The 14,086-nt window shown below is 30.2% G+C and carries 13 protein-coding genes; 10 read left to right on the top strand and 3 right to left on the bottom strand.

The window, feature by feature from the left end:
* Nucleotides 1-20: 20 nt before the first annotated feature.
* The 3 genes from V7R38_RS07575 to V7R38_RS07565 are packed head-to-tail and all read right to left on the bottom strand — an operon-like array spanning nucleotide 21 to nucleotide 2,897.
* Nucleotides 21-1,454 (bottom strand): glycosyltransferase family 2 protein, encoded by a 1,434-nt coding sequence (locus V7R38_RS07575; protein ID WP_334057248.1) that lies wholly within the window; start codon nucleotides 1,452-1,454, stop codon nucleotides 21-23.
* A complete protein-coding gene (locus tag V7R38_RS07570) occupies nucleotides 1,444-2,523 on the bottom strand; it encodes a hypothetical protein (protein WP_334057246.1) in 1,080 nt (359 codons plus the stop codon). Before V7R38_RS07570 ends, V7R38_RS07575 begins: the two co-directional genes overlap by 11 nt.
* The gene (locus V7R38_RS07565; RefSeq protein WP_015480628.1) at nucleotides 2,523-2,897 is read right to left on the bottom strand and encodes a response regulator transcription factor; all 375 of its coding nucleotides are present in this window, start codon (nucleotides 2,895-2,897) and stop codon (nucleotides 2,523-2,525) included. Before V7R38_RS07565 ends, V7R38_RS07570 begins: the two co-directional genes overlap by 1 nt.
* Nucleotides 2,898-3,041: 144 nt before the next feature.
* Here V7R38_RS07565 and V7R38_RS07560 point away from each other — a divergent pair, with 144 nt between their 5' ends.
* The 10 genes from V7R38_RS07560 (at nucleotide 3,042) to V7R38_RS07515 (ending at nucleotide 14,086) form a co-directional block, all read left to right on the top strand.
* Nucleotides 3,042-3,416, top strand: a complete 375-nt coding sequence (locus V7R38_RS07560; RefSeq protein WP_334057243.1) for an Hpt domain-containing protein — start codon at nucleotides 3,042-3,044, stop codon at nucleotides 3,414-3,416.
* A 13-nt stretch (nucleotides 3,417-3,429) separates the two neighbouring features.
* Nucleotides 3,430-4,986, top strand: a complete 1,557-nt coding sequence (locus V7R38_RS07555) for an NAD(P)/FAD-dependent oxidoreductase (protein ID WP_334057241.1) — start codon at nucleotides 3,430-3,432, stop codon at nucleotides 4,984-4,986.
* 90 nt (nucleotides 4,987-5,076) lie between these two features.
* Entirely contained in the window at nucleotides 5,077-5,511 is a 435-nt protein-coding gene (locus tag V7R38_RS07550; RefSeq protein ID WP_334057239.1) for an ATP-dependent zinc protease family protein, read from the top strand.
* Nucleotides 5,512-6,387, top strand: a complete 876-nt coding sequence (gene rimK / locus V7R38_RS07545) for a 30S ribosomal protein S6--L-glutamate ligase (protein WP_015480632.1) — start codon at nucleotides 5,512-5,514, stop codon at nucleotides 6,385-6,387.
* Entirely contained in the window at nucleotides 6,377-7,327 is a 951-nt protein-coding gene (locus V7R38_RS07540; RefSeq protein WP_334057236.1) for a succinylglutamate desuccinylase/aspartoacylase family protein, read from the top strand. The genes rimK and V7R38_RS07540 overlap by 11 nt, the downstream gene beginning before the upstream one ends.
* Before the next feature lie 53 nt (nucleotides 7,328-7,380).
* Complete coding sequence (gene trmD, locus V7R38_RS07535) at nucleotides 7,381-8,058, top strand: tRNA (guanosine(37)-N1)-methyltransferase TrmD (protein WP_334057234.1); 678 nt, start codon at nucleotides 7,381-7,383, stop codon at nucleotides 8,056-8,058.
* A gap of 166 nt (nucleotides 8,059-8,224) precedes the next feature.
* The gene (gene rplS, locus V7R38_RS07530) at nucleotides 8,225-8,575 is read left to right on the top strand and encodes a 50S ribosomal protein L19 (RefSeq protein WP_015480635.1); all 351 of its coding nucleotides are present in this window, start codon (nucleotides 8,225-8,227) and stop codon (nucleotides 8,573-8,575) included.
* Between the two features lie 579 nt (nucleotides 8,576-9,154).
* Nucleotides 9,155-11,365, top strand: a complete 2,211-nt coding sequence (locus V7R38_RS07525; RefSeq protein WP_334057231.1) for an NADP-dependent isocitrate dehydrogenase — start codon at nucleotides 9,155-9,157, stop codon at nucleotides 11,363-11,365.
* A gap of 95 nt (nucleotides 11,366-11,460) precedes the next feature.
* Complete coding sequence (locus V7R38_RS07520) at nucleotides 11,461-12,708, top strand: efflux RND transporter periplasmic adaptor subunit (protein WP_334057229.1); 1,248 nt, start codon at nucleotides 11,461-11,463, stop codon at nucleotides 12,706-12,708.
* A 4-nt stretch (nucleotides 12,709-12,712) separates the two neighbouring features.
* Nucleotides 12,713-14,086: an ABC transporter permease gene (locus V7R38_RS07515; RefSeq protein ID WP_334057227.1), complete on the top strand. Its 1,374-nt coding sequence runs from the start codon at nucleotides 12,713-12,715 to the stop codon at nucleotides 14,084-14,086.

Here is a 14,086-nt window from a genome sequence, read left to right as displayed (position 1 = left end):
AGTGATTGTTTAAAATATCATTATTTACTAGAAAGACCTTTTCTAACCATTACACCCCATTTTTTATTTTTATTAAAATAATAATCTATGTTTCCTTTTATAGCTGCATACAATACTAAAGGATGCAATATAAAAGGCTCTAAAAATATGGTAAGCACCAGTTTTAAACCAATACCTTTCTTCTTATATTGATGGTAAGTAAACTCTTCTGTAAAGACAGCTATGAAAGAAAATAGAAGCGAAAATAGATAAGCTAATAAAAAAAGCCCCACCACAAAACTCCAATTTAAAGGTTGATAAACCACCAAAAACAAAAAATATAGCATACCCAAAACTTCTACAATTGGCGCTATTCTTTCAAATATAAACCAGTAAGGAAAACTTAAAAGACCTAACAATCTATATTTATAATTCAAACCTATATTTCTATGCGTTTTTAAAGTTTCTATGGTTCCTCTTGTCCATCTATTTCTTTGAGATATTAAGATTTTTCGATCATTAGGAGCTTCTGTCCAACACAAAGGATCTGGAATGTAAGCTACTTTATATTTCAGATTTTGCTCTTCCATATACTTCCTCATTCGTACAATGATCTCCATATCTTCACCTACAGTAGTAATATCATAACCACCCACTTTTATAGCTATTTCCCTATCAAACATGCCAAACGCACCAGAAATAACAAGTAAACCATTAAGTTTTGCCCAAGCCATTCTACCCAATAAAAAAGATCTTAAATATTCTAAAATCTGAACTCTTTCTAGCCATTTATCAGGAAAATTGACCTCTATTAATTTTCCGTTTTCTATTTTACAGGAGTTTGCAATACGAATTACACCTCCAGAAGCAATTACTTTTCTATCTGTATATTCTAAAAATGGTTTTACCATTCTTTGCAGTGAATCTGCCATTAATAAACAATCTACATCTATGCACGCTAAGTATTTGCTGTTGCTAATATTAATTCCAAAATTTAGTGCATCAGACTTACCCCCATTTTCTTTATCAACAATAATTAATTTTTCGAATGCAGGATTTTTTGATTTAAATACCCCAGCTCTTAATGGTTTTGTGGGTATTTTCTGATTGATTAAATATTCTACCTTTTCTAAATCATAAGCCTTAATTAGTCTTTCTAAACTATCATCACTGCTACCATCGTTAATAATAATAACATCATAATTTACATAATGCGTAGACAATAACGATCGTACATTTTCTACAATATTTAAACTTTCGTTGTACGCAGGTGCAATTATGGAAATGGATGGAGCTATTGAGGAGTTTAAGAGATCTTTATGGTAAACAAAGCTGTTTTTCTTTAAATAATCTACTGTTTCTTTAGATGAAAATATAGCCAAAAGTATATAAGAGCCTATAATTAGCAGCGTAAACACTAAAAAGAAGTAGTGAAAAAAAAGTAAGGTATTTCTTAAAACTTCATTAAAATCCATAACTATAATCTAAATACTCTATTATTCTATTATAAGATTCATCTTCAGAGCTTTTATCTAATTTATTATACAACTCTTTATCATGCTTCTTTAAAATTGTTAATGCCTTGCTCTTAATTTCAAAATCTGAATCTTTTATATGTTCTAAAACGAATAAACTATCGTTTTTAGTGGCTACCTTTTCTAAAAACTCAAAGAGCGCTTTTTGCTCTTTAATAGTTAAGCTTTCAAATTTTTCTACCAATATTTCTTTGGCTTCTGTAATTTCGAAATAAGTAACAACTTCTATAGTTTTTAGCCTAATATCTAAATTTTCATGATGCAATAATTCTAACAAAAGCTTTTTAGTTTCTAATCGATTAAAAATCTTTACAATATTTAAAATGAAAAGAATTACATAATCATTTTCTGACTTTAGCCATTTCTTTACATCTAATAAGTGCTGATTATCAAATTTTTCGATTTCAATTAATAATTCTATTTGATCCCATTCAGACAGTGGTAATTCTAGCGTATCTAAAAATTGTAAACCCTCAAACTCAAATAATTCTAAAAAGTAAAGATGTGCCTCTCTCCTCACTTCTTCTTTTTTATGATTTACAAACTTTTTAATTATTGGTGCAAATTTTTTAACCTCAAACTGTCTTAAATCGCGAATACCTAAAGCAATAATATTCCACTTTTTGCTTTTTATTTTTTGTTTTGCAAAATAAATTAGACCAATTTCTTCATATAAATTATGCATAATATCTATAACATTTCCAGACACCTGCTGACTTAACTTTAAAAAAGTACTAGTAATAATTCTTCTTTTTCTGCGATTTTTTACCCCTTTCTTAAATTCTGAAATTATTTTTTTTTGCGTTTTTAAAAAATTTTCTGATGATTGATCTAGATGTAAATATTCAATTAATAAACCCTCAATATAGTTGGTGTATTTTTGGCTTCTAGACTCAACAACTCTAATATTACGTCTTAAAATTTTTAGATAAATAATTAAAACTATAACTGCCACAATTAGTACTACTACTAATGTCCAAATTATATTTTCTATTAAAGGAAATCTCATCAAATCTTCATTAACATACGCTTAACTCTAATCGTTAATTCATTAGGGCTTAATGGTTTACTCATAAAATCATTAGCACCTAAATTAAAGGCATTTAAAACCATTTCTTCCTGTCCAGAAGAAGAAAACACCAAAATAGGCGTCTTGCTTTCAAGCTTATTTCTTACATGGCTAATGATCTCTAAACCACTATAATAATCCATCATAACGTCTGTTAAAATTAAATCTGGATTTTCAGTTTCTATAAATTCTATGGCTTCTTTACCATCCTTAGCTATAAAGAGTATATAACCTTCTTTTTCTAATCGAAATTTTAAAAGGAGAGATAAAACAGAATTGTCTTCTGCTAGAACTATTTTACTATTTTGACTCATATTTTTTGTAGGGGTATGTAGGTTATCACAATTAAATTGCATCCTTAAAAAACCAAGATAATCAAATAAAAAGATAAATAGCAGTTTTTATCTATCTTTGCTCTAAAATTAGACTTCTAAAAGAGCCCCTAAATAAAATACATTATGCAAATTGAAAACATATTAACCAGCGAAGTTGTAGACTTAACTTCTTTAAAAAGTTTTTTTTCTTCGGATAAAGATTCTTTAATACAGCTAGTTACAGTTTATTTATCTGACACTAAACCAAGATTAGCTTTGCTAAAAAAAAGTATGGATAATGTAAATTATGAAGAAGTACGTAGTATATGCCATTTCCTAAAATCATCTTTAGGTTTAATGGGTGTAAGTTGTTTAGAAGAAATTACATCATTAGAAAAAAGAGCTCAGAATTTAGATCCAGAACCAATTATTAAAGAACGTCTACAGCCTATTACTAAGGTTTTAGATGAGAGTATTGTAGAGTATCAACGAATTTTAGATCAGCTTCAAGCGCTATAATTTATTACCTTAAATGATAAAAGAAATACAATTACGTGTAAATTTAATTGAAGAACGTAAAGAAGACATTCTCATTCATAAAGCCTCAAAATTTTTAAAAATACCTCGTACAGAAATTACAGCGGTTAAAATTCTTAGAAAATCTATAGATGCTCGTAAAAAAGAAACCATTTTTAACTACAAAGTTGCTGTATACATTAATCAAGAAATTCCAGAAAAATCAGATTATATTTTTGATTATAAAGATGTTTCTAAAGCCAAAGAAATTCATATAATAGGTTTTGGTCCTGCAGGCATGTATGCTGCCTTAAGATGTATTGAGCTAGGTTTCAAACCCATTGTTTTAGAGCGTGGTAAAAATGTTCAAGAACGCAGAAGAGATTTAAAAGCCATTAATCAAGATCATAAAGTAAATAGTAACTCTAATTATTGTTTTGGCGAAGGTGGTGCAGGTACTTATTCTGATGGTAAATTATATACTCGAAGTTTAAAAAGAGGTGATGTTAGAAGAATCTTTGAAAACCTAGTTTTTCATGGAGCTACAGAGCAAATTTTAATAGATGCTCATCCTCATATTGGCACGAACAAATTGCCTAAAATTATTCAAACGATTCGTGAAACCATTTTAAACTTTGGTGGTGAAATTCATTTTAATAGTACTGTTACCGATTTTATTATTAAAAAAAATAAAATCAAAGCATTACAATTAAACAATGATAAAGAAATGGCTGTAAACTCTGTAATATTAGCTACAGGTCATTCAGCAAGAGATATTTACGAATTATTACACACAAAAAAAATAGCCATAAAAGCAAAATCTTTTGCAATGGGTGTTCGTGTTGAGCATCCCCAAGAAATTATAGATCAAATTCAATACAGTTGTTCTGGAGAAAGAGATGAATTACTCCCTGCAGCAGCCTATAGTTTGGTACATCAAGTAAATAATAGAGGAGTTTATTCTTTTTGTATGTGTCCAGGAGGATTTATTGTACCAGCAGCAACTGCAGATGATGAAGTGGTTGTAAATGGGATGTCTCCAAGTAGAAGAAACAACAAATTTGCGAATTCAGGTATTGTAGTTGAACTAGATATTGATAAAGATTTTAAGAAATACGAACATTTAGGCCCTTTAAAAGGATTACAATTCCAGAAAGATTTAGAAAAAATAGCTTTTTATGCTGGTGGAAGAACACAAACTGCTCCAGCCCAAAGGTTGGTAGATTTTGTAGATGGAAAATTATCTACAGACTTGAATGATACTTCTTATCAACCAGGATTAAATTCGGCACCTTTGCATTCTTTGCTCCCAAAAATTATTGGTGGTAGATTACGAAAAGGATTCCCAGCATTTGGTAGTAAAATGCATGGCTACTTTACAAATGAAGCTAATATTGTAGGTGTAGAATCTAGAACATCATCTCCCATTAACATCCCTAGAAAAGAAAATTTAGAACACCCAGAAATAGAAGGTTTATTTCCTTGTGGCGAAGGTGGTGGCTACGCAGGTGGTATTATTTCTGCAGCTATGGATGGTGAAAGGTGTGCAGAAGCTGCAATAGCAAGTCTCTAATTATTGTAGTATTTTATTCTAATTATTGCAGTATTTTAAATAGACAAACTCATTAAGAATTTGTAGTTTTACTATCTTTAAAATTCATACATGAAATTAACGATTGGAAGAGTTGACAAGGCTGATTTTCCAGAACTTTCTCTTTTAGACATAGATATCAAAATAGACTCAGGTGCATACACCTCTTCTATTCATTGCTCTAACATTAAGGAGGTAAATCTAGAAAATGAACAATACCTAAAATTTACGCTTCTAGATCCTGAACATGAATTTTATAATCATAAAGAGTTTACATTTAAGAACTACACTTCTAAAATTGTAAAAAGTTCTAATGGAATAGCTGAGCAAAGATTCATGATTCAAACATCCATTTTTATTTTTAACCAATCTTTTCCAATTTATTTGACTTTAAGTGAACGAAAAGACATGAAATTCCCTATTTTAATTGGCAGAAAGTTTTTGAATAAAAAGTTTATCATAGACACCGCAAAAAAGAATATATCACACAAATTAAAAAACAAATAAATGAGAATTGTTATTCTATCTAGAAATCCAAAATTGTACTCTACAAAAAGATTAGTTGAGGCTGCAGTTAAACGAAAGCACGAAGTAATAGTTGTAGATCATTTAAAGTGTGATATAGTTATCGAAAAAAAATCTCCTAAAATTTATTATAAAGGGGAATATATAGAAAACGTAGATGCAATTATACCAAGAATTGGAGCTTCTGTAACTTTTTATGGCACTGCAGTTATTCGTCAGTTTGAAATGATGAAAGTTTTTACTTCTGTAAGTTCTATTGCTTTAACCAGATCTAGAGATAAACTGAGTAGTTTACAAATTTTAGCCAGAGCTGGAGTTGGCTTACCAAAAACCGTTTTTACCAATTACACTAAAGATGTAGAGCATGTTGTAGATTCTGTTGGTGGTGCTCCATTAGTTTTAAAATTGTTAGAAGGTACTCAAGGTTTAGGTGTAGTCTTGGCTGAAACGAAAAATGCAGCAACCTCAGTATTAGAAGCCTTTAATGGTTTAGGTGCAAGAGTTATTGCGCAACAATTTATTAAAGAAGCAGGTGGTGCAGATATTAGAGCTTTTGTGGTTGATGGTAAAGTTGTTGGTGCTATGAAACGTCAAGGAAAAGAGGGTGAATTTAGATCAAATTTACACAGAGGTGGAAACGCAACTGTAATTGAATTAACAGATGAAGAAGAAAAAACGGCTTTAAAAGCAACTAAAGCCCTAGGCTTAGGTGTAGCTGGTGTAGATATGCTTCAATCTTCTAAAGGTCCTTTAGTGTTAGAAGTAAATTCATCTCCAGGCTTAGAGGGTATAGAAATTGCAACTGGTAAAAATATTGCCAAAGAAATTATACGTTATTTAGAAATACATGTCGAATAATCCTTTTACTCTTTTAGGCAAAGTTATTCCTGAAGGAAAACGTACTGTAATCGACCTAAAAATTGCCAAATTACATACTAGAACTACAGTTAATGTACCTGTAATTATAGAACATTCTAAAAATCCAGGACCAGTTGTTTTACTGCTTGCAGGTATTCATGGAGATGAAACTAATGGAGTTGGTATTGTAAGAGAAATTATTGATCTTAAATTGAATAAACCCAAAAATGGAACTATTATATGTATTCCTGTTTTTAATATTTTTGGTTATTTAATTCAGACTAGAGAATTTCCTGATGGTAGAGATTTAAATAGAATGTTTCCAGGCAGCAAAAGCGGTTCATTAGCTGGTCAATTTGCTTATCAGTTTTCAGAAAAAATTGCTCCTTATGTAGATTATGTAATTGATTTTCATACGGGAGGAGGAGAAAGAGATAATATTGCTCAAATTAGATGTAATAAAGACGATGCTAAAGGTTTAGAACTGGCTAAAATATTCAATCCACCAATGATTGTGCATTCGAATACAATCATAAAATCTTTACGAGAAACATTGCATAAAATGGGTAAAACCGTTTTACTTTTTGAAGGAGGAAAATCAAAAGAACTTAGTCCAACAATTATAAATGAAGGGGTAAATGGTACACGAAATGTATTGATACATTTAGGTTTAATTGAAGGTGAAATTAATGTTAGAGCCACACCAATATTTATTAAAAAAGCAAAATGGATTAGAGCATCAGATTCTGGTATGTTTAAAGTAAGGGTTCAAAATGGTGCTTTAGTAAAGAAAAAAGAAGTACTTGGGGTAATTCAAGATCCTTTTGGAGAATTTAAGAAGAAGGTTTACGCACCATTCAATGGGTATGTTTTTTGCATAAATAAAACTCCGATTGTGAATAAAGGTGATGCTTTGTTTCACATGAGTATTAACGATTAAGATTTATCTTAAAATTATACTGCTATTTTATTTTTAAAAATTAATTTTGCCACATGCGAATAGATATTATTTCAGTAGCTCCAGGTTTATTAGAAAGTCCTTTTAATCATTCTATCATAAAACGTGCTAAAGAAAAAGGGCTTGCAGAAATTGTAATTCACGACTTGCGTAAATATGGTTTAGGCAATTACAAACAAATAGATGACACTCAATTTGGTGGTGGTGCAGGTATGGTTTTAATGATAGAACCAATTTCTAATTGCATCAAAAAATTACAGGCAGAAAGAACATATGATGAAATAATTTATATGACTCCAGATGCAAAAACACTAAATCAATCTACTGCAAATACATTATCATTAAAAGAAAATATTCTTATTTTAACAGGGCATTATAAAGGTGTAGACCAAAGAATAAGAGATAAATTTATTACAAAAGAAATTTCTATTGGCGATTATGTTTTAACTGGCGGTGAATTGGCTTCTGCAGTTTTAGTGGATGCCATTGTAAGATTAATTCCAAGAGTTATTGGTGATGAACAATCTGCACTTACAGATTCTTTTCAAGACAATTTATTATCTCCTCCTGTTTACACAAGGCCTGCAGATTTTGAAGGTTTAAAGGTTCCTGAAATTTTATTGTCGGGTAATTTTCCGAAAATTGAAGATTGGAGAAGCAATGAAGCTTATAAAAGAACAAAAGAAATAAGGCCAGATTTACTAGATGATTAGTCGTTAAAATCAAAATTTCAGATTGTATCTCACTAATTATCAGCCTAAAAAATAAACGAATTAAATTTCCTCAATTAAAAATAATTACTAAATTTGCACTCGCTAAAATAACCTCTGACGAGATACGTGAATGTTGTTTAAGTAAAACTATAAACTATTATAAGATATGGAATCTTTAATAAAATTTGTACAAGACGAATTCGTAACAAAAAAAGAATTTGCAGAATTTGCAGCAGGTGATACTATCACTGTTTATTATGAAATTAAAGAGGGTGAAAAAGTTAGAACTCAGTTTTTTAGAGGGGTTGTAATTCAAAAAAGAGGATCAGGATCTTCTGAAACATTTACAATCAGAAAAATGTCTGGTACTGTAGGTGTAGAGCGTATTTTCCCTGTAAACTTACCATCTATTCAAAAAATTGAAGTTAACAAAAGAGGTAAAGTACGTAGAGCTCGTATTTTCTACTTTAGAGGTCTTACTGGTAAAAAAGCTAGAATTACTGAAAAAAGAAGATAATCTTTTTCAATACTATATATTTAAGAGCACTGTATTTAATACAGTGCTTTTTTAGTTAACAAATGTTTATAAGTCTAGTTCATAGTTTGTTAACTAAATAATTTGAAAATATTTTAAATTACGATTGGTTCAAATTATCTTTATTTCAGAATTTACAAAACATTAAACTTAGAGTCTTCAACAACCTTAAAATGAAATTGTAAATTTTAAAGAATAAAGTTCTTTATAATTAAATTTTTAGTATTAAAATTTAAGTGATATTTATCAAATAGTTATGGCTATGCCCTTACTAAATTTTAAATATCGTTGAAACCATAAATAAGGATGTGATATTCATTCATCTAATTTATGAGTTTCAAGAAAGCCATATTTTGCAAGTAATTGTTAAATATGGCTTTTATGTTTAAATAAATTGTTCCAAACTTACTTCCTTTTACAGATTTCACACAAAAACCTCTGAACTATTAAGTATTTAATAACAAAAAATACATCTGTAATTCTTAAATTTGCCTCGCTCAAATATTGAGCATATTTTTTATATAATAAATTCAATTTTAAGATACTTTAAACTTATCATAAATGGCTAAAATAATTTATACAAAAACGGATGAAGCACCAGCTTTAGCAACACGTTCTTTCTTACCAATAGTAAAAGCCTTTACAAAATCTTCTAATATAGAAATTGAAGTTAAAGACATTTCTTTAGCGGCTAGAATTCTAGCTAATTTTTCTCACTACTTAACAGAGAATCAAAAAGTAGAAGATGCTTTATCAATTTTAGGAGATTTAGCAAAACAACCAGAAGCTAACATTATTAAATTACCAAATATTAGTGCATCTGTTTCTCAACTTACAGAAGCAATTTCTGAACTACAAAAATTAGGATATAATATTCCAGATTATCCAGAAAATGCAACTACAGAAGAAGAAAAAAGTATTTTAGCATTATACAATAAAGTAAAAGGTTCTGCTGTAAACCCTGTATTACGTGAAGGAAATTCAGACAGAAGAGCACCTAAAGCTATCAAAAATTATGCACGTAAAAATCCTCATTCTATGGGTGCTTGGAGTTCAGACTCTAAAACTCATGTTGCTTCAATGAAAAGTGGCGATTTTGCAAACAGCGAAAAATCTGTTACTGTAGCAAAGGCAACTGATGTTTCTATCAAACATATTTCAAATTCAGGTGAAGAAACTGTATTAAAAGCAAAAGTTTCTCTTTTAGATGGTGAAATTATAGATGCAACTGCCATGAGCAAGAAAGCTTTATTAGCTTTTTTAGAGGAACAAGTGGCTGATGCAAAAGAAAAAGGTTTACTTCTTTCTTTACACATGAAAGCAACTATGATGAAGGTTTCTGACCCAATTATTTTCGGTCATGCAGTAAAAATATTTTTCAAAGATTTGTTTGAAAAGCATGCTGAAACTTTTAATGAAATTGGTGTTGATGCAAATGTTGGTTTCGCAAATGTAATTAGTAACTTAGAAGAAGTTTCTTTAGAAAAAAAGGCAGAAATTTTAGCTGATATCGCAGAAATATATAAAAACGGACCTGCTTTAGCAATGGTAAATTCAGACAAAGGTATTACCAACTTACACGTACCTTCTGATGTTATTATAGATGCTTCTATGCCAGCAATGATTAGAAATTCTGGTAAAATGTGGAATGCAGATGGTGAGTTACAAGATACGAAAGCTATAATTCCTGATAGTTCTTATGCTGGTATTTATGAAGCTACAATAGAGTTTTGTAAAAAGAATGGTGCTTTTGATCCTACAACTATGGGTACAGTACCTAATGTTGGATTAATGGCACAAAAAGCAGAGGAATATGGTTCTCATGACAAGACTTTTGAGATAGCTACTGATGGTAAAGTGCAAGTAATTGATGCAGATGGTCAAATTTTGATTGAGCATAATGTTGAAAAAGGTGATATTTGGAGAATGTGTCAAACTAAAGATTTACCAATTCAAGATTGGGTAAAACTAGCAGTTACAAGAGCAAGAGCTTCTGACACACCTGCAGTTTTCTGGTTAGATGAAAGTAGAGCTCATGATGCAGAAATTATTGCAAAAGTAAATACATATCTTAAAAATCATGATACATCTGGTTTAGACATCAGAATTTTATCACCTGTAAAAGCTACAGAATTTACTTTAGAAAGAATTGCGAAAGGTGAAGATACAATCTCTGTATCTGGTAACGTTTTACGTGATTATTTAACAGATTTATTCCCAATTTTAGAGGTTGGTACTTCTGCAAAAATGTTATCTATTGTACCATTAATGAATGGTGGTGGATTGTTTGAAACAGGTGCAGGTGGTTCTGCTCCTAAGCATGTAGAGCAGTTCTTAGAAGAAAATCATTTAAGATGGGATTCTTTAGGAGAATTCTTAGCATTAGCTGTTTCTTTAGAGCATTTAGGTACAACTACTAACAATGAAAAGGCATTAATTTTAGCTGAAACATTAGATGAAGCTACAGACACTTTCTTAGACCAAAACAGATCTCCTTCTAGAAAAGTGGGTGAATTAGACAATAGAGGTAGTCATTTCTATTTGGCTAAATATTGGGCAGATGGCTTAGCAAATCAAGATAAAAATGCTGAACTTAAAGAAGAGTTCACAAAAATTGCAGAAGCGTTAAGTAATAATGAATCTCAAATTGTTAAAGAGTTAAATGATATACAAGGTAAATCTGTAAATATTGGTGGCTACTACTTACCAAATGAAGATTTAGTTGTAGATGCAATGAGACCAAATGAGGTTTTAAATGCAATCTTGAGTTAGATTTAACATTTTTTTAAACAAAACATTAACAGAAGGAGTGCTTTAAAGCACTCCTTTTTTGGTTAGATTTGATTCTCCAATTCAAACCAATCAACATGTCTAAAAAGAAAATAGCAATAATCTCAGTTATTTCCTTAATATCTATCTACCTTATTTATAGCTATTTTTTGCCTTCTAATGATGGCGAAGTTTACTTAACTACAAAGGTTCAAAAAGGAAATTTTGTGAGTGAAGTAATTACCTCTGGTGAAGCACAATCTACAAGTCTAAAGAAAATAAATGGACCAGAAAATCTAAGAAAATTTAAACTAAGAGATATAAAAATTCAAGATTTAGTTCCTGAAGGTTCAATAGTTAAAGTAGGTGATTATGTAGCAAGATTAGATCCTACAGGGGTTAATGAACAAATTATTGATGCCAGATTAAACCTAGAAACGGCTCAATCTAAGTACACACAACAACAATTAGACACTACCCTATCTTTAAAACAAGAAAGGAATGCCATAAAAGATTTAAGTTTTAGCATGGAGCAAACTAGATTAGAATTAAAACAATCTATTTATGAGCCACCAGCAACTATCAAAAAACTAGAAATTGATTTAGAAAAATCAGAAAGAGATTTAAGAGAAAAGCAAGAAAACTACAGAATTAAAAAGAGACAAGCCAATGCAAAAATGGTTGAAGTTGGCACAGAGGTTTCTAAAATTAGAAAAGAATTGAACGATTTATTAGAGTTGTTAAAATCGTTTACCATTTATTCAGATGGAAATGGAATGATAACTTACTTCAAAAATTGGGACGGTTCTAAGAAAAAAGTAGGTTCTACTATAAGTCCATGGAATCCTACAGTTGCTAGTTTACCAGATTTAACCAAAATGGAATCTAAAACTTATGCGAATGAGGTAGATATTAGAAAAATTAAAAAAGGTTTACCTGTTAAGGTAGGTTTTGATGCTTTTCCTGATGTTGAAATACCTGGTATCGTTACTGATGTTGCCAATGTTGGTGAAAACAAAAGAGGTTCTGACATTAAAGTTTTTCAAGTAATGATAAAACTTAATGAAACTAATGACAATATTAGACCAGGAATGACAACTTCAAACAAAATATTGACTTTCGAAAAGAAAGATGTATTAAGCATTCCTTTAGAAGCTATTTTCTCTAAAGATTCAATTACCTACGTTTATAAAAAATCTGGTTTTTCAGTGGTAAAGAAACAAGTTAAAATTGGAGATTCGAATAACGATTCTGTTATTATCACAGAAGGCTTAGCAGAAAATGATGTAGTTTATTTGAACAAGCCTGAGGGTTATGAGAATGATCAAATAGCTCAACTAAACTAGTTTTATGTTTAACAAAATCTATATTGAGAAACTAAAATCTAATTTTAGTGAAGCTGTTCGTGTAATTTTAGCCAATAAGGTTAGAACCCTTTTAACCTCTTTAGGAATTATTTTTGGTGTTGCAGCTGTAATTACCATGCTTGCTATTGGTAATGGTGCAGAAAAAGAAATACTTGCCCAACTAGAGTTAGTTGGTGTTAATAATATTGTAATTACTCCTATTCCTGATGAAAAGGATGATAATGAGAATGAAGAAGGCTCAGAAGGTGATGCCTTAGAAGCCATACGTTTTTCTAAAGGATTAGATATGCTAGATGTAAATAGCATCAAAAAAAATGTACCTTCAGTAAAATCTGTTAGCCCAGAGGTTGTTTTAGAAACATATGTAATTAAAAAAGGAAGACAAAATCCTGTAAAACTAATTGGTGTTGCTCCTAACTATTTCGAAACTTCTAACATTGCTATAGAAAGTGGTAAAAACTTTTCATACAACCAAGTAGAAAACTCTTTACCTGTCTGCATCATTGGTAAAAAAATTGAGAAAAAACTATTTACAGGAGAAAGTGCCATTGGTAAACAAATTAAAGTTAAAGATGTTTGGCTTCAGGTAATTGGAGTTATTGAAGAAAAATTTATATCTGATAATGCACAAGAAAATTTAGGTATTCGAGATATGAATTTAGATATTTATATACCTATTAAAACCTTTCTAGTTCGCTACAAAGACCGTAAAACAATTATGGATAAACCCATAGAAACAGGTGGAGGCATGATTTTTATTAGCGGGCAACAACAAGGGCCAAAACAAAGAATACCTAGAGGTAATTATCATCAATTAGATAAATTAGTAGTTCAAGTAGAGAATTCTTCGCAATTAAATGCTACAGCAGATGTTTTAAGCAGAATGCTTAAAAGAAGGCATAATGATATGTTAGATTTTGAAATTTCTATTCCTATTCAATTGTTAAAACAACAGCAAAAAACAAAGCAAATTTTTAATATTGTTTTAAGCATCATTGCTGGTATTTCGCTTTTAATTGGTGGAATTGGTATTATGAATATTATGCTAGCCTCAGTTTTAGAAAGAACTAAAGAAATTGGTATTATAAGAGCTATTGGTGCTACTCAAGAAGATGTAATTCTACAATTCTTAACAGAATCTGTTTTGGTTAGTATTGGTGGTGGTATTATAGGCATTGCTTTAGGCGTTTTAGCCTCCTACATTTTAGAATTAAGTACAGGAATTGAAACCATTTTATCTGTAAGTTCTATTTTATTATCCTTTTTTGTTGCAACATTAATAGGTTTAATTTTTGGTATAGCACCAGCAAGATCTGCTGCTAACAAAAGCCCTATTGAAGCTATTAGACACGAATAA

The sequence above is a fragment of the Polaribacter sp. P097 genome (assembly GCF_036864555.1).
Taxonomy (GTDB): Bacteria; Bacteroidota; Bacteroidia; order Flavobacteriales; family Flavobacteriaceae; genus Polaribacter.
The sequence above is the reverse complement of the archived record's forward strand: the minus strand, read 5'-3'. Positions and strand labels throughout refer to the sequence as shown.